Origin of the sequence: Gaoshiqia sediminis (assembly GCF_025907915.1) — a bacterium.
Taxonomy (GTDB): Bacteria; Bacteroidota; Bacteroidia; order Bacteroidales; family Prolixibacteraceae; genus Gaoshiqia; species Gaoshiqia sediminis.
On record NZ_JAPAAF010000043.1, the window covers coordinates 1 to 18,012 of the forward strand.

An 18,012-nucleotide genomic window follows, 5' to 3' on the forward strand; every position below is an offset into this window, starting at 1 on the left:
CAACAACAACAACAACAACAACAACAACAACAACAACAACAACAACAACAACAACAACAACAACAACAACAACAACAACAAACGCTTGCTTCCAACTCATCTGGCCAGCAAAACAATCAACTGAATGGCAACTCGCAAAATCAGCAAGCAACAACTCAAAATACCAAACAGGAAGAAAGTGCCGAACAACGGGAACGCCGCCGGTTCAGGCTTTCGCTGGCCGACAACCGAAACTTACCAAACATGAATGAAGAAGATGTGAATGATGGTCGAATTCAAAATAAAAATGTCATTATTGAGCTACAAAAAATATTTACAATCGCATCCTTCAGCGAAAATGCCGTTGATTATGAACGGCTCCAGTATTACAACCTGGCCTTGGAAGAGCTAAACAGTTTCAACAACTACACACCGTTGCTGAACATTACCAACCGCCAAACAAATGAATTTACTGAAAGTTACAGGAACAACATCCTCTATTTCAACGAAAAAATAAAAAATAACAAAGCACCGCAGAACTATCTCAGCCGGGGCATTTTCAATTTCCTGACAGATAACTACAACGAAGCGATGGCCGATTTCGACCAGGCCCTTTCATTAAACGATAAAAGCCTGCTGGCATATTTCAGCCGGGCAAACTGCCGGTCAAAAATGGTAGAAATCATCGAATCGTTACCCGACTTTTCGGAAGATCTGACCATTCCACTGGGATCCGCCAATGACAGGGGAACAACAAAAAAAGAATCGATCACCGACTACCAGTATATTTTAAATGATTACCAAGCCTGCATAAACATCAGTCCCGGGTTTCCGTTTGCCTGGTACAACCGGGCTTACATTCTTTGCAAGCTGGGCCGTTACGACGAAGCCATCCGCAATCTCAACCAAGCCATTGAGTTGCAGGCTGATTTTGCCGAAGCCTACTTTAACCGGGGCCTGACAAAAATTTACCTGGACGATGTGGACGGTGGCGCAGCCGACCTGAGTAAAGCAGGCGAATTGGGAATTGCCGAGGCTTATAACGTCATAAAAAGGTACTGTAACTAAAACACATATACGATGAGTTCACAACCCCTTGCCGAACGTTTGCGGCCAAAATCACTCGACGATTACATCGGGCAGGATCACCTGGTCGGGAAAGGGGCAGTTTTGCGTAAAATGATTGAGTCGGGCAACATTTCCTCCATCATTTTATGGGGACCACCGGGAGTCGGTAAAACGACCCTGGCCAAAATTATTGCCAACACGCTCGACCGTCCGTTTTATATTCTGAGTGCCATCAGTTCGGGCGTAAAAGACGTTCGCGAAGTTATCGACAAAGCGCAGAAACAACAGTTTTTTAATCGCCCCAATCCTATCCTGTTTATCGATGAAATACACCGTTTCAGCAAGGCGCAGCAGGATTCGCTGTTAGGCGCCGTGGAACAAGGCTTGGTGACCTTGATAGGAGCCACCACCGAAAATCCTTCTTTTGAAGTGATTTCCCCCCTCCTATCCCGCTGCCAGGTTTACGTATTGAAATCGCTCGAAAAAGAGGATCTGCTGAAAATACTGGAGTTGGCCATCAACAAAGACAGCCGGCTAAAACATAAAGAAATTGTACTGGAAGAATACGAGGCGTTATTACGCTTCTCGGGTGGCGATGCACGCAAGCTGCTCAATGTGCTCGAACTGGTGGTCAACGCGGAGGAAAGCGACCGGATTGTAATTACCAACGACATGGTGACCGACCGGCTGCAAAACAACCTGGCCACTTACGATAAGAATGGCGAGATGCATTACGACATCATTTCGGCCTTCATCAAAAGCATTCGCGGCAGCGACCCTGATGCGGCCGTTTACTGGCTGGCCCGAATGATCGAGGGTGGCGAAGACCCCAAATTCATCGCCCGAAGGCTGCTTATACTGGCGGCTGAAGATGTTGGCCTGGCCAATCCGAATGCTCTGCTGCTGGCACAAAGCACCTTCGATGCCGTTCATCAGATTGGCCCCCCGGAATCACGGATTATCTTATCGGAGTGTACCATTTACCTGGCCACTTCGCCCAAAAGCAATTCGGCCTACGAAGCTATTGGAAAAGCGCAGGAACTGGTCAGGCGCACAGGAAATCTGCCGGTTCCGCTGCATATCCGCAACGCGCCCACCAAGTTGATGAAAGACCTGGGCTATGGAAAAGACTATAAATATGCCCATGCCTACGATGGCAACTTTGCGGAACAGGAGTTTCTTCCGAAAAAAATTAAAAAAGAACGGTTTTATACACCGCAAAACAACGCATCGGAACTAAAAATACTGGAACGACTAAAAGCCTGGTGGAGCAAGCGATATTAGCCTTAAATAACGTAACCAGCAGCGATTTAAGCATCAAATATGTCTCCAACAAGATCTGAATACCAGTTTCAAAAATATCTCTATGCCCCAGCGTTTTTTGTATAAGTCGGCTACTGTTCTGGCCTGGCCTGCCAATCTAACTGATTGGTAATTATTCGGATAACTTTGTTTTCATCGGCTTTGTAAACCGTAATTAACCGGAATGCTTTAACTTCAAGACCAGCTTTTTTGCTTTTTTTGCGGGTGAATTTTATCAATTCATTATTTAAAGTATCTCGTTCCTTTTGGGTATATCTGATTTTCTAATCTCTTACTGCCATGTATTTAGCTTCAGTAATATTGAACAATCTGGAAGCCCCAAGGTATCGTCCCAAACGGTGTGGATTTCCAACCCACCTTTAGCTGTTAGGAACTTTGCCCAATCAAAGAGTCTCAAACAAAGGCTCACAGTGGAACTGGTCGTAAGTATTGTATTCATGGCCGCCTTTGTTGGGTTGAAATTTTCTCACCGAATTAAGCAATATGAACGCTGGGATTAAATCTAAAACCTGCCGGATAATGGGTTTTTATTATTTTAATTCGCCTGTGAAGTTTCATTATTTCTGTTTGTTTTTGTCAGCTACAAAAATTTGAGATTCTCAGGCACTTTTATTTTTTTAAATTTCGGATAGTCGTGAATCAACGTAAATTCTTTTGCCAACAAATTTTTGCCAATGGAAAAAGTTTTTACTTTTGCACCATTAATGAATGAACATTCATTTATTATTCAGCAAAAATGGCACGAATTACCGATCAAAATAAGGTGGAGCGGCTCAAGCAGTCGACGATGAAATTAGTAGTAGAGTACGGCTTTGGCGGAGCATCGGCCGCGCTGATTGCCAAAGATGCCAAAGTGGCGTCGGGATACTTTTACATGCACTACAAGGGCAAATACGAAATGGTTAACGCCATTTTGCAGGAAGTTTACCTGGAAGTTTTCAGCAAGTTCGACGAGTTGATAAAAGAAGACACCCCTTTTGGCAAGATTATCGAAAAGATGGTCCGCCACTTTGTTGATATTGCCAATTCGGAACCGATTAAAGTTAAATTTTTGTATGTGCTCACCAACGATTACAACTTTGTGATCGACAACGACCTTCGGCAAAAGAATCTTCGCTTTATTGAAACCATACGCACCGTCGGGATCAACTCGGGCAGCCTGGACAAACAATTAACCGTTGAAGATTTGTACCTGATTCTCTTTATAATGACGACCCAGTTCATCAACCAGAAGTATAAATACGCCGAACAGGAACAAATCACCGAAGACGACACCAGTCATTTACTGAACCTATTTCTGAAAATATTAAAATAACAGCATCACATGAAAACAAGACAAAAACAAGGGATCCTGCCCCTGCTTTTAGCCCTGCTTACAGTCAGCATGGCGGTGGTTGGGCAAGAGCCGTCTCTGTTGCTGACGTTCGATCAGGCCATGCAACAGATGTTAAAGCAAAATCCGGCTCTTCTTCGTCAGAAAGAAGAAATCCGCCAGAAAGAATTTGAGCTGAAGTCAAAAAAAGGCTATCGCCTGCCAACCGTCACGTTAAACGCTCAGGCGATGGCCATGTCCGACCCGCTTCACCTCGACCTGACCCCGGTGGGCGAGGCCATTGCGCCGCTGTACGAAACACTGGGTACCTACGGCGTGTTTTCTGGTGTGCCCAACCCCGATCCGGCCACAAACGGGGTGATGCCACCCCTCCCCGATGCAATCAGCACCCAGGCCGTGCGCGGGCAACTGCTCGAAGCGGGCGAACACATCAAAAATGCCGATTGGGACCAAACCATCCAGAAAGAAGAGTTCGCCCTGGTGTCGGCTACCTTTTCGTTACCAATTTTTGCCGGGGGCAAGATTAACGGCGCCAATAAAGCCGCCAATGCCCAGCTGCACATCAGCCAGGAGGAGCTGAGACACACCCAAGGGCTGCTGCTCACCGAATTGGTGACCCGTTACTACGGATTAGCGTTGGGGCTGCAAGTGGTCGACCTGCGTCGGGAAATGCTTGCCAGCATGGAGAACCACTTTTCGGATGCGCAAAAGCTTTTCGATAACGGGATGATTGCCCGCGTGGAATTGCTGCATGCCGAAGTAGCCCGCAACGAAGCCGATCGCGAATTTAAAAAAGCCAAACGCTATGTGGAGATCCTTCGCACAGCTTTAAATGCCACGTTGGCCAACGATTCGGTACAGGAAATCATTCCAGCCAGCAATTTGTTCATCAACCCCGAAATCAACGGACTGGCAAGCTGGATCGACAAAGCGAAAGAGCTGAACCCCCAGCTGAACCAAATTCAGCAGAAAAAAGAACTGGCCGATATTAAACACACCATAGAAAAGAACGAATACCTGCCTTCCATTGCCGCGTTGGGAAACTACAACCTGCTTGACAAAGATTTTTCGCCCTATATGCCCGACTGGACGGTTGGTGTAGGCATGCGTTGGACCCTTTTCAACGGGATGACCCGCAAAAACAACCTGCGTGCCAGCGAAACCCTCCACAATCAGGTAGCTTACGCCGAGCAGAAAGCCAACGACGACCTGAAAGCCTATCTGGTGAAACTGTTTCACGAGCTGCAAATGCAAATCGAGCAGAAAAACGAACTCGAGACCACACTCGAACTGGCCACCGAGTACCAATCGAGTGCCACGAAAGCTTTTAAAGAAGGATTTGCCACCTCGACAACCGTTGTGGAGGCCAACACCAAGGTAATGGCCGTCAAAACACAGCGACTGAACGTTATGTTCCAGTACGATGTGGCCCTGGCCTATTTCCTGCAAACAGCCGGCGTGCCCGACCAGTTCGTGCTTTACGCGAAAAACGAAAATGTGATCACCGGTTCGTTATAATCACCCATCGACACGTAACTATAAAAAACAAGCATAATGAATAAGAAAACTTTAACCACGATCATTGTATTGGTAGCCATCGTTGCCTTTATTGTGTACACGCTGATTACTGTCATGAAGCCCCGGCCGGTTGTTTTGCAAGGCGAAGTGGAAGCACAGGAATACAATGTCGCCTCGAAAGTGCCCGGAAGAGTAAAAGAGGTTGCCGTTGAAAAAGGACAACAAGTTAAAAAAGGAGACTTTGTGTTTTCGATCGACAGCCCAGAGATCGACGCCAAATTAGCCAACGCCAACGCTGCCCGCTCGGCTGCCGACGCCCAAAGCCGCAAGGCGCAGAACGGCGCGCAGGAAGAAGACATTACCGCAGCCTACAGTACCTACGTAAAGGCCGAAGCAGCCGCTCAATTTGCCGAAAAAACCTTTGCCCGGATTGAAAACCTGTTTAACGACGGAGTAGTTCCCGCGCAGCAACGCGATGAAGCCGAAACCCGCATGAAAGCAGCGCGCGAGACGGCCAATGCTGCCAAAGCCATTTGGCAAAAAGCCGAAAAGGGCGCTCGTGAAGAAGACAAAGCCGCCGCGGCAGCCATGGTGAAGCGTGCCGATGCCGCCATTGCCGAGGTGATGGCTTACCTGAACGAAACATCCATCAATGCCATTGCCGACGGCGAAGTATCGGGCATTCATGTGGAAGAAGGCGAGTTAGTGCCAACCGGATTCCCGGTAGTGACCCTGCTCGACCTGAACGATATCTGGGTAACCTTATACATTCGCGAAGATTACCTGAAACATTTCCCGATGGGAAGCACCTTCGAAGCAACAATCCCCGGACTGGGCAACGAAACCTTCAGCTTTAAAGTAAGCTACATCAGCCCAACGGCCGATTTTGCCCGCTGGAACGCCACCAAAACTTCGGGACAGTTCGATTTAAAATCATTTGAAATAGAAGCCCGGCCGGCAAACAAAATCGAAGGTCTTCGTCCCGGAATGACCGCTGTTGTTATCTTACCCGAAAAAGAATAAAATGCAAACGCTGATAAACCATCCGATCCTGTCGGTCATTAAACGCGAAGCCGAACGCATCAGGCACAACCCGGCCTATCGGTTTTTGCTGTTTGGTGGCCCGCTGATTGGCATTTTGCTGTTGTTCTACATTTTTCAGCAGGGAGTAGCCAGGGACTTGCCTGTGGCTATTGTCGACCAGGACAATACCCCGCTTTCGATGCAAATTGGCCATGCCATCGATGCCTCGCCCGACGTAGCGGTGGTAGCTGCAACCAGCGATTTGTCGGAAGCTGAAGGATGGATGAAAAAAGGACTGGTACAAGGCATCGTGGTGCTGCCCGACAACCTTCATAAAAACATTTTACAGGGCATTGAATCGCCCGTGCCGGTATATATCAATGGCACCAACGTGACGGTGGCCGGCATTGTGCAACGTTCGTTGTTAACCACGCTGACGACTTACTCTGCGGGCATTCAGCTAAAGAAACTGGGCATGACGGGCAACAACCACGAGCAAGCGATGGTCCGCGTTATGCCGGTGAGCATCCAAAAGCACGTGTTGTTTAACCCATACGCCAACTATGGGTACTTCCTCAACTCGGCCATGCTGTATTTAATCCTGTTTTTGTTCGCTTTTATGAGTTCAGTATACTCGTTTGGCAACGAGCTGAAGCGCGGCACCGGACTAAGCCTGCTGGAGGCAAGCGGCAACAGTGTCCGTTTGGCCGTTGCCGGAAAAGCCCTGCCATACACGGTGATTTTTGCCGGATTTGCCATGCTGATTGCCTATTTGTTGTATGTGGTAGAAGGAATGCCCGTCAACGGCAGCTTTCTGCTCCTCTTTATCGCGCAATTAATCACCATCGTGGTGTATCAGCTGCTCGGGGTGATGATCGTGTCGGTCACCCGCAACATGCGCTTGTCGTTGTCTATTGGCGGAGCTTATTTAATGATGAGCGTTACGTTTGCAGGCTTAACGTTCCCGATGGAAGGCATGCCCGCTTTGGCACGGGCCGCCACGGCAATATTTCCGTTTACCTGGTGGGAAAAGATCGTGATTTCACAATCACTTCGGGGCGCGCCCCTCCGCGAGGCCTTGCCTTATCTTTGCTACATCCTGGTTTTTATGCTCCTTGGCTTTGCTTCGTTTAAATCGTACAAACGAAGCCTTTCCAATCCCGATCATTGGGGAAAACTTTAATCATCATGAAGAAAAACACAGCGAATCCAAACAGCATCGAGCTCATTGCCATTCATTTTACCAAAGAATTGAAGGCCATTTTCAGCGATAGTGGCGCCCTGCTGATATTGATCGGTGCTTTGCTGATCTATCCGTTGGTTTACTCGTTTGGTTATTTCAACGAAACACTCACCGACCTGTCCGTTGGCGTGGTTGATTTGGATCAGACCACAACCAGCCGCAAATATACCGGTATGCTCGATGCCACGCAAGAAATACAGGTGACGTATAAACCTTTGAGTTTAAAAGAAGCCGAGGAATTGTTTCTGGCCAATAAAATCAACGGCGTGATCCTTATTCCGAAGGATTTTCAGCAAGATGTTGTTTCGGGCAGGCAAGCCAACGTCGCGGTTTATGCCGATGGCAGTTATTTGCTGAAATATAAAACGATGTATTCGGCCGCTTCGGTTGTAAACAGCTACTTTAACGGAGGCGTGGCCGTGAAACATTATGTGGCCGAAGGGAAATCGCTGCACCAGGCCAAAGTGGCGGCTTCACCACTGAGCATACAGTCGCACACCTTGTATATTCCTACGGGAGCGTACGGAAGTTTCATCATGCCGGGCATGATCCTTATTATTATCCAGCAAACCCTGCTGATTGGTATCGGCATTATGGGAGGCACCTTTTCCGAGTCGAAAGCTTCGCCTTTTGTTCTTCCCGAGCAGCAACGTTACCGCGAAATCCTGCCTCATCTTCTGGGGCGCGTGGGTGCTTACCTGCTTATTTCGGCGTTTAACATTTGTTTGGCGGTGGTGCTGGTACACCACTGGTTTCATTACCCCGACAAAGGCTACATGAGCGATATCCTGATGCTGCTGTTTCCGTTTTTACTGGCCGTGATCTTCTTCGGCATCGGTTTGTCAACCTTCTTGAAGCACCGCGAGTCGGCCATCGTGTTTATGATGTTCCTTTCGCCCATCGCGTTATTTTTGAGCGGCGTTTCGTGGCCCGTAAATGCCATGCCCGAGTGGCTGGTGGGCCTGTCGAAAATTTTACCGGGCACCACAGCCATCCCCGCATACCTGCGTTTGCGCACGATGGGAGTGGATCTGGCTCATGTGAAATCGGAAACCATCAGCCTGTACCTGCAAGCGGCCAGCTATGCTGCGCTAACCATCGGTTATTTCTTTTTGCGGGTTTACATCGACCGGCGAAACCAAAACCGCGCCGCACAGCAGTCTGTTGGCTAATGTTAAAGAATAACTGAAACCGGCCACTAACCCGGTGTGGCCATCCTTTTAAAAGAAGAAGAGACAACCCATAACAATAACCATCCCTTCATCCGAGTGCTATACTATTTAACCCGCATTATTCATCAGCTAGAGAATCGGACATTATAATTTACGGGATCTCATTTTTGTCTGTTGGATTTACTAAAAATTGCATTAAATCGTGATGGGGAATGTAAAAACAAGTTCATTTTTATCATATCCGGCTATTTTTGTTCTAAAACCTTCATTTTTTGACAACAGGGCATAGCAATCCCACTATTGTTTTTGCTGCTGTATATTTATTGAAAATCAATTGCCGAACCAGTTCCTGAATTGCCTTCGCAACACTGTCCATCCCCATCTCCGACTGGTGGGGCGGCTCATACAAGCTGAAAGAACACGAATTAAAGAATGATGCGGCCCGCAACAACCTGAATGAAAAATCGGAACTACTGAAATTGCAAATGGAAAAAGCTTACAAAGAGCTCACTGAAAGTTATCAACAGATCAGCGTGGCCGAATCGCTGGCCAGCCAGGCCAGGGAACACCTGCAGGTAGTAACCGACAATTATGAGGCCGGTATCCTGTCAACCTCAGATTTACTGGAGGCACAAGCTATTTTTTTAAGGAATCGCAAAATGGCCTGGTAGATGCCAAAAGTACTTATCAGATCAGACAAGTTAATTACAAACAGTCGGTTGCTCAACTGAGCCTCTAAAGTATTAGAAGCTGGAAACGGTCATGCCCCTGCAATAAAATCCACTAAGCCATTGGTGGCAGGGGCTTTATCTTAAAAATGCATCTTCCGTTAGGCGTGTTCTAAGCCAAACCTAAAACTCAATTTAAAACCCTATTATTAAAGCATTTAACCCACATCGAATTATAATTCACCGACTACTTTAAATTGTTGTGTCAGATTTTTTCAATCTTTTTCTAAATTGCCCTACCTAATTACCATGGGCTATTGCCGTGTTCCGAGCTATTTTTGTCCCGGAATAATTGGCTAAAACAGAATTAAAACAGATTGGTGCTCGTAAACTTTCGTTCGCTAACGCTTGGTTGCAAACTGGTGAAAACAAAAAAATGAAGAACCATAGAAGAATAAATCAATCAGATAATCTGAAGCACAAAATATCATGGCTTTTTTACCGGCTGGTTTTCAACCTGGTAGCCTGGAATATTTTATTACGGATTTTCGTTTTTTAAATTACCTCGTCAATCCTACGCTGGGCACCACCGGTGCAAAAATCTTCCAGCTTACCTACAAAAATGGTTTGCTGATTACCGCCATTGCCTCTCTGGTAGCATTCAGTTCGTGGTTACTCGAAGACGTTCTACTATACAAACAACTAACAAAAAGGAGCTTAGGCATCATCTTCGCACTCAGGGTTATTTCCTTGATCATTTTGCTAATTTTCGTCCTTCTTATTATTTCTATTTATCATTATCACAATCAGCCAGTTTGGGACTTGAGCGAATACCTGGATCTGATCAAATCCTTTTTCCTGAACCGCGTAACCCTGTACCTGCTATTGGTTGGCATTCTGATATCCTCCTTCATAAACTTTTTTAAAGCCATCCGTCAAAAGGTTGGGTTCGAAGGATTTTTGCGCATCATTTCGGGCTATTACCGGGTGCCCAAAGAAGAAGACCGTATTTTTATTTTTATCGACCTGATCTCATCGACCCGCATTGCCGAAATTCTGGGGCACCAAAAATACAGCGCTTTCCTGCAGCATTGTTTCGAACCGCTTGGCCTGCTTGAAATAAAATACAGGGCCATGCAATATCAGATTGTGGGTGACGAAGTCGTTTTAAGCTGGTTGGCCAACAAACCTCAAAACTTCCGCTATGCGGTGGATTTCTATTACGAATTCACCGAGATACTGGGAAAAAAGGCCGATGTTTTCATGCACGAATTTGGCCTCATCCCTGCTTTTGCTGCCTCAATCAATACCGGTAAAATTATGGTTTCGGAAGTGGGGACCGTTAAAAGTGAAATTGCCTTTCACGGCGATGTGCTGAACACGGCTGCGCGCATTCAGAAGCTATGCAAGAGTTATGGCAAAAGATTACTCGTTACGCGGGCATTTTCCCAAAAATTCAGCTTGGTATCATCGGGTTATAAAATTGAATGGATTACCAATGACAGGCTAATCGGAAAACAAAAGCATGTAGATATTTGTGCCATCGAGCCCGACACTGAAAGCTAAAAAATGACACTTACTACTAGGCATTCATGAAATAGCTGAACACAAAAACAACGGCAGCAAGCACAAAACCGAACATAAAGATGTTGTATGCCGTGCGTAGCAACTTAAATTTACGGAACAACGACTGCCCCAAATAATATTGATCTTTGATCAAATTGGTGTACAAATAATCGTAATCATCCATCATTTCTTTCATCGCCGAATCGTATTGTTGATACGGAATTTGATGAAAGTTCCCAAAAAAGAGCAAGTTCACATTACGTTCTTTCAAATCGGCTTCACCATATTTTTTCGAGCTCAGTTTGGGTCGGCACGAAAGGATGGCGAATACCAGCGATGCCAGGCTGGAAACAAAAAGCACAACAACAGCAGGGACTAGTTCCCCCTCAAAAAATGGATGACGTGAAGCCACGGCGGCTGAAACAGATATTAAAATTGAATTTATGGAGATCAGAATATTCGCTTTTTTATCGGCAATGGAAGTTAAACGCATCTGGTTGTTGGCAGTCAGGCGGAACATCGATTCAATTCCTTTGGCAGTAGAGCGCTCCCTTGAATCAGTAGTCGATTTGTTTGCTTTTTCTAAAAGATCAGCAAGTATTTTCTTTACTTTCTCCACGTTTTGTTCCTTTACCGGATGAAAATGATCCACGGCAAATTGGGTATAAAAACGTAAACCTTGCAAAAACTCAAGTGTTTCTTGCCAGTAGTCTTTCTGAGGAATGGTACAATCCTGGCACAACGACCGCTCTTTGCGTAATTTTTTCGAAATAGAAATAAAATTTTCATGACCAACATGCGAGATATCAGCATCAAGAATCACTTTTTCGGCCAGGGTTTCGGGAACCGTTTCCCGACGGGTGGCTTCGATACATTGAACCACATGGCGGGCAAAGTCCTCAGGTACAGCGTTTTTTTCGAAAAACGATTGGGCAATATTGATACTGGCATCTTCATGATTCTCCTGCAAAATCAGGTAACCGGTATCATGAAACCAGGCAGCCACCAACACCGCTTGCAATTCGGTATCGCTAAGCTGTTCGTTTTCACCGATCAGAGCAGCCTGCTTTACAACTGTCATCGTATGCCCCAGCGTATGAAAAACTAATTTCCGGTCGTGATGGTTTTCAAAAAAATCAATCACAAAAAGTTTGGCTCTGTCAACAATATCCATAGCAGCTGTTTTTAATTTTGCTAACACAAAATTGCGTTTATTATTTTTGTAAAAATGAAAAAAATATTCCTTTTTTTAATCGCTTTTACAAGCATTTACAGGCCCTTCGCACAAACAAACAATAGTAACGGAGAGGTTTCGTTTAGCTTGTTCATGATCGGGAATTGCGGTAAATTTAAAAACACCGATCCGGAACACCAGCTTTTGCTGGAAACAATCATCAACTTTAACAACAATAAGAAAGGCGTAATTTTCCTGGGAAACAACCTATACCCCAGTCTTTCTGAGGTCTTTTCCGAAAATTTGGAAAACAAGCAAGCCCATCCTCATCTCGATCGGCTTCGGCAATTTAACGGGCCTATTTGCTTTGTGCCTGGCTGGACCGACTGGTCCTTTGGCACACCAAACGGAAAAGAGATGATTAAATGGGAATACAAAACCATTCACACGCATTTGAAAAACAAAGAAGTTTACATGCCCGACTGGGGCTGTCCAGGCCCACTGGAGGTGCCGGTCAACGACTCGCTAACCATCATTCTGCTCGACACACAATGGTGGCTGCACCCATTCGATACCCGTTTCGGCAAATGCGATTTGGAAAACGAATCAGATTTTTGGACCAACCTGCGCGATTTGTTACGGCTGAACAGGAACAAACAGGTGGTGATGGCCGGTTATCATCCGGTAGTTTCGTATGGCGAATTTGGCGGATATTTTCCGCTGGCCAAACAATTGCTGGCCTTCCCGGTTGCCGTCTATCGCAAAACTCTGGGCACCCGGCTCGACTTGGCCCATCCGGAATATGCTGCGTTTCGGGAGAATTTGAACGCTGTACTCCTGGAATTCCCCAACGTAATCTATGCATCTTCGCACGAGCGAAACTTTCAATATTTCAGTGAAAACAACATTCACTATATAATTGGCGGCTCATTGATTGGCGGCAGGTATCTCAAAAATAAGAAAACAAATTGCAGCAGTCAAAGCCCCGGACTGGTACGCCTCGACTTTTGTGCTGATGGCCAGGTAAAATTGCAGTTCCTTCCCCTTGATCGGTTACACGAGCCCGACTGCGAAACCACCCTTTACACATACCAAGCGGAACAAGTTGAAGAAAAAACACATACAATTAGCGAGTTGCTGCCTGACAGCATGTTGAAAGAGGCCAGCCGCCAATATCAAATTCCGGAGAGAGGCTGGAAATGGATGGGCAAAAATTACCGCGACGTGTGGGCAGAGCCGGTAAAAGTCCCGGTTTTCGATGTTGGGAGAGAGCACGGCGGACTGGAAATCGTCAAGCGGGGTGGTGGCCAGCAAACGCAATCGCTGCGCCTGGAGGCAAACAACGGGCAGCAATACACGCTGCGATCCATAGAGAAATTTGTGGAAGGAGCTTTGCCTGACGAAGTCAGAAACACTTTTGCCGTGGATGTGGTGCAAGACAATATTTCGGCCTCAAACCCATATGCCTCGCTGGTAGTTGCGCAATTAGCAGATGCTGCCGGACTGATGCACACCAATCCCAAAATTGTTTACGTACCGCGCGATCCCCGCTTAGGCGAATACATGGAAGATTTGGCAGGAAGACTGTTCTTGTATGAAGAACGACCAGATGGAGATTGGTCCGACCAAAAAAGCTTCGGCTACTCATCACACATTGTTGGCACTGATGATGTATTGGAAGAAATCGAAGATTCTCCCGAACACCGCGTGGACCAGCAAGCCGTGCTGGAAGCCCGTTTGTTTGATACGTTTATCAATGATTGGGACCGACATGATGACCAATGGCGCTGGGCCAGCTTCAACGAAAACGGACAAATCAGATACCGTCCGATTCCACGCGACCGCGATCAGGCGTTCTATGTAAACGAAGGTATTCTCCCGTGGTTGGTTTCCCGAAAGTGGCTAATGCCCAAAATTCAGGGTTTTACACCCACCACCGAAAATATGGACGGGCTCACGTTCAACGCACGCTATTTTGACCGGACTTTTCTGACCGAACCTGACTGGAGGGACTGGAAAAAGATGGTCGATTCACTTAAAACTCGCCTGACTGAGGAAAATATCCGGACAGCTGTGTTGGCTTTTCCCAAAGAAGTGCAGCCCTATTGTGCCGAACAAACGGCTGAAATTCTATTAAAAAGAAAAGAAAACCTGGAAGAAATGGCCCGAAGGCATTACCTTTCGCTGGCCAAAATCGTCGATATTGTTGGAACAAACGAAGATGACATCTTCAACATAAAGCAAAAAGAAAATAACGAAACAGAAATCAGCCTGTACCGTTCGAACGACAAACCTCCTTATTACCAACGGACCTTCTCGGCTGAGGAAACCCGCGAAATCAGACTTTACGGCCTGGACGGGAAGGATGTTTTTGAAATTGAAGGAAACGCGGGCAATAAAATTAAGATCAGGGTTATCGGTGGAAAGGGGAAAGATTTCTTTTTGAACCAATCAACCGCAAAATATGGAAGAAAAAACATCCACGTGTACGATACAAGATCCGGCGTAGTCCTTCAGGGAAAAACAAATCTGAAGCCTCATCTCTCGGACTGCAAAATGATGAACGAGTATAATCGGATGAACTTTCATCACAATGTGGTCAGTCCGGGAATTTTTACGGGCTATAACCTGGATGATGGTGTTTTTATCGGTGGCGGACCTGTTTTCAACAACTTCAAATTTCGCCGGCACGATACGCACACGCTGAAGGCCAACCTGGCTAGCCGGACTACTGCTTTTAATGCTTTGTACAATTACCAGTCGATGAGCCAGGCCGGAGGCTTTGACCACCACGCCACCATTGAACTGAAAGCGCCCGATTATGCCATGAACTATTTTGGCATGGGAAACAAAATCATAAAAGACGATGCCTTGGGCGACCAGCACTACCGCCTCCGCATCAATCAATTATACATGAATTACGCCATTGGCAAACGCTGGGGAAAAACGGCCTTTCAGCCTTCGGATAATGGACAAACCAACGAACATGAGCTCCGTGCCGGAGCTTTCATAAACCACTCTGATGTGGAGGCTTATCATGGCCGTTTTATTGCCGACCTGGAGCATAATGGACTGCAACCTGAAGACCTGTCGGGGCAATGGCACACCGGATTTGCGTTGCAATATACATACTCCAATCTCGACTACGAAAATAACCCGCGTCGGGGTTACCGCTTTTCTACCGGAGCCAGTCAATACATTCAACTTAACGGCGAAAACGAACATTTCGCAAAAATAAATGCCGATCTGCGGGCCTATCTCAGCTTCACAAAAGATCCGCGTACTGTACTTGCCATACGTTTGGGCGGTACAAAATTATTCGGCAACTATTATTTTGCCGAAGCCGCCAAACTGGGCGGAAAAACTAACCTGCGCGGCTACCTGGCCGACCGTTTTTACGGCGATGGCGCCATCTGGCAAAACACAGAACTCCGTTTTAAACTATTCAACTTCTCCTCCTATCTTTTAAATGGAGAGATAGGCATACTGGGATTTCACGATTCGGGCCGGGTTTGGCTATCAGGCGAACATTCAAGCCGCTGGCACAAAGGTTACGGTGCCGGCTTTTGGCTTTCTCCTTTCGGAATGACTATTTTTACAGCCAGCTATAATTGGAGCCGCGAAGACCAAATGGTACAGGCAACTCTAAATTTCAAATTTTGAAAACACTATTGATCATTCTGGGAACACTGCTGGCAATAGGAACATGGGCCAGTGACGAAAATACCACTCCTCGCGAGATTTACCTGATCAGACATGCACCTGTTGCGATGGAAAAACCGGTACTATGCAGTTCGCACAAAGCGGCCCACTTGCTGGAGTTGTACAACGAACTGCCCATTGTCACTTTTGATCCGGCACCGGTCCGCCTGCTGTTACCGGATAAACAACTGACAATTTTAACCAGCACCCTGCCCCGGGCCAAGCAAACCGCACAGATCTTATTACCGTCTGACAGCCTAAGATCGAATCCACTTTTTAATGAGTATCGATTGGGTATGATTTCCGTGCCTGTACTACTGCTACCCTACCCGGCCTGGACAGGGCTATCTCGGTTTTTCTGGCTTACATACCTGAACAACAAAGGTGAAGGCCGGATCGAATCCCGGAAAAGGATGAAGCAAGCTGTCGACTTTTTGGAAAAACAATCGCTACAACACGAACGCATTGTGTTGGTTGCACACGGCTACCTGATTGCCGAAATGCGCCGCGAACTTAAAAAACGCGGATGGAATGCCGAAATCAACGGGGGCAATAAAAACCTGGCTGTTTCCAAACTCACTATTAATGATTAACATGGACTTTCAATGAAAGATTTTACAACTTGGGCCAGGTTCCTATCCTAACGAAGAGCCGGAATACCGGGGCATTCACTCCCAATATTAATTAAATCTTTCTTTCTTCAATTTCTCGACATTCAAAGAACAACGTGGGCTGGTTTACACTAAATTTGACGCCTTATTTTACAATCCACCAAATTCTCATTCTATGTTTGTTTTTATGATCCTTGTGTTCGTGCTGGGCTATTTGGCCATTGCGCTCGAACATCCCTTAAAAGTTGACAAAGCAGCTTCTGCTTTAATTATTGGTTCACTTTGTTGGGTAATTTACATATTAGGGGGCGACCAAATTCTTGCCCTCGGCTACAGCCCGTCATGGTCGGCATTTTCGTCGATGCACGGGTTGGGCCAAACGACCGAAGCCATTCGCGAATTTATTGTTGAGCACGAAATCATCAACCATCTGGGTGAAATTGGCGAAATTCTCTTCTTTCTGCTGGCGGCCATGACGATTGTCGAAACCGTTGATCACCATGATGGCTTCACGGTCATCACCGACCGGATCAAAACCACCAACAAGGTAAAATTACTGTGGTTGCTGAGTTTTCTGACCTTCTTCATGTCGGCCCTGCTGGACAACCTGACAACCACCATAGTAATGGTTGCTTTGCTCCGTAAGTTAATTGACGACAAGCAAACGCGCTGGTTTTTTTCAAGCATGGTGGTATTGGCGGCAAATGCCGGTGGCGCCTGGTCGCCTATTGGTGATGTTACCACTATCATGCTTTGGATTGGGGGGCAAATTACCGCTGCGAAAATTGTTGCAGGGGTTATTTTGCCCAGCGTCATCAGCATTGTCATCCCCTTGCTCATCCTAACATTCACGATGAAAGGAGAGGTAGTCCGCCCGGAAACAAACGATGACGACAATGGGCTTACCACGCCATCAGAACGAATGCTAATGTTGATTATCGGGATAGCCTGTTTATTGTTTGTACCGTTATTTAAAGGGCTCACCCACTTGCCCCCCTACATGGGCATGTTGTTATCATTGGGGATCATCTGGGTTGTTTCAGAACTGCTGCATAAGAACAAGCCAGAGGAAATCAAGCACAAACTACGGGTAACCACCGTGTTGCGCCGTGTTGATGTTCCCACTGTGCTCTTCTTCCTGGGTGTACTTTCGGCGGTTGCAGCGTTGCAGTCGGCCGGTCAGCTCAATTTACTCTCTCAATTTCTGAATGAAAAATTAGGTAATGTCTATCTGATTGACTTGGCTATTGGCATGCTCTCGTCGATTGTTGACAATGTTCCCCTGGTTGCCGGCGCAATGGGCATGTATCCCATCGCGGGTCCTGACGCTACCGGTTATTTGGCCAACTTTGTACAGGACGGTATTTTCTGGGACTTCCTGGCCTACACGGCAGGCACCGGCGGCAGCATACTCATTATTGGCTCTGCTGCCGGGGTAGCCGCCATGGGACTCGAAAAAATCAACTTCATTTGGTACCTGAAAAAGATATCGCTGCTTGCCCTGATCGGCTATCTGGCCGGAGCAGCTACTTTCTACCTTATTTTTGGCCTGTAAGCCAAAATTGAAAATATTCTCTATTTTTGCGAGGTATAATAATTCAGGTTATACCTCGTTTTTTATGTGTTCTTCAA

At 46.5% G+C, this 18,012-nt stretch carries 13 protein-coding genes and 1 pseudogene; 12 read left to right on the forward strand and 2 right to left on the reverse strand.

The features are described 5' to 3' along the window. Both N2K84_RS17790 and N2K84_RS17795 read left to right on the forward strand, forming a co-directional pair. A partial coding sequence (locus tag N2K84_RS17790) for a tetratricopeptide repeat protein (protein ID WP_282593187.1) occupies positions 1–1,047 on the forward strand: 1,047 nt, incomplete at its 5' end. Between the two features lie 12 nt (positions 1,048–1,059). Beyond that, positions 1,060–2,331, forward strand: coding sequence for a replication-associated recombination protein A (locus tag N2K84_RS17795; protein WP_282593188.1), 1,272 nt, complete (start codon positions 1,060–1,062; stop codon positions 2,329–2,331). A 60-nt stretch (positions 2,332–2,391) separates the two neighbouring features. Here the strand turns inward: N2K84_RS17795 and N2K84_RS17800 are convergent. Then, a pseudogene (locus tag N2K84_RS17800) lies at positions 2,392–2,797 on the reverse strand (transposase); the annotation flags it as partial. A gap of 309 nt (positions 2,798–3,106) precedes the next feature. Between N2K84_RS17800 and N2K84_RS17805 the strand changes: the two are divergent. From N2K84_RS17805 to N2K84_RS17835, 7 genes are all read left to right on the forward strand, one after another. Then, complete coding sequence (locus tag N2K84_RS17805; protein ID WP_282593189.1) at positions 3,107–3,685, forward strand: TetR/AcrR family transcriptional regulator; 579 nt, start codon at positions 3,107–3,109, stop codon at positions 3,683–3,685. Between the two features lie 9 nt (positions 3,686–3,694). Then, on the forward strand, positions 3,695–5,221 hold the full coding sequence (locus N2K84_RS17810) for a TolC family protein (protein WP_282593190.1): 1,527 nt from the start codon (positions 3,695–3,697) through the stop codon (positions 5,219–5,221). 36 nt (positions 5,222–5,257) lie between these two features. After that, the gene (locus N2K84_RS17815) at positions 5,258–6,244 is read left to right on the forward strand and encodes an HlyD family secretion protein (protein ID WP_282593191.1); all 987 of its coding nucleotides are present in this window, start codon (positions 5,258–5,260) and stop codon (positions 6,242–6,244) included. Position 6,245: 1 nt separating this feature from the next. Then, positions 6,246–7,427, forward strand: coding sequence for an ABC transporter permease (locus tag N2K84_RS17820; protein ID WP_282593192.1), 1,182 nt, complete (start codon positions 6,246–6,248; stop codon positions 7,425–7,427). A gap of 5 nt (positions 7,428–7,432) precedes the next feature. Further along, entirely contained in the window at positions 7,433–8,659 is a 1,227-nt protein-coding gene (locus tag N2K84_RS17825) for an ABC transporter permease (protein WP_282593193.1), read from the forward strand. A gap of 374 nt (positions 8,660–9,033) precedes the next feature. Beyond that, entirely contained in the window at positions 9,034–9,330 is a 297-nt protein-coding gene (locus N2K84_RS17830) for a TolC family protein (RefSeq protein WP_282593209.1), read from the forward strand. Between the two features lie 486 nt (positions 9,331–9,816). Continuing rightward, the gene (locus N2K84_RS17835) at positions 9,817–10,893 is read left to right on the forward strand and encodes an adenylate/guanylate cyclase domain-containing protein (protein WP_282593194.1); all 1,077 of its coding nucleotides are present in this window, start codon (positions 9,817–9,819) and stop codon (positions 10,891–10,893) included. Positions 10,894–10,909: 16 nt separating this feature from the next. Here N2K84_RS17835 and N2K84_RS17840 read toward each other — a convergent pair whose 3' ends face one another. After that, positions 10,910–12,067 carry a Pycsar system effector family protein gene (locus N2K84_RS17840; protein ID WP_282593195.1) on the reverse strand — a complete coding sequence of 386 codons (1,158 nt, stop codon included), beginning with the start codon at positions 12,065–12,067 and terminating at the stop codon, positions 10,910–10,912. Positions 12,068–12,121: 54 nt separating this feature from the next. Here N2K84_RS17840 and N2K84_RS17845 point away from each other — a divergent pair, with 54 nt between their 5' ends. From N2K84_RS17845 to nhaD, 3 genes are all read left to right on the forward strand, one after another. Next, entirely contained in the window at positions 12,122–15,730 is a 3,609-nt protein-coding gene (locus N2K84_RS17845) for a BamA/TamA family outer membrane protein (protein ID WP_282593196.1), read from the forward strand. After that, positions 15,727–16,362, forward strand: coding sequence for a histidine phosphatase family protein (locus N2K84_RS17850; protein ID WP_282593197.1), 636 nt, complete (start codon positions 15,727–15,729; stop codon positions 16,360–16,362). The genes N2K84_RS17845 and N2K84_RS17850 overlap by 4 nt, the downstream gene beginning before the upstream one ends. A 193-nt stretch (positions 16,363–16,555) precedes the next feature. Beyond that, positions 16,556–17,935: a sodium:proton antiporter NhaD gene (gene nhaD, locus N2K84_RS17855; RefSeq protein WP_282593198.1), complete on the forward strand. Its 1,380-nt coding sequence runs from the start codon at positions 16,556–16,558 to the stop codon at positions 17,933–17,935. Positions 17,936–18,012: the final 77 nt, after the last annotated feature.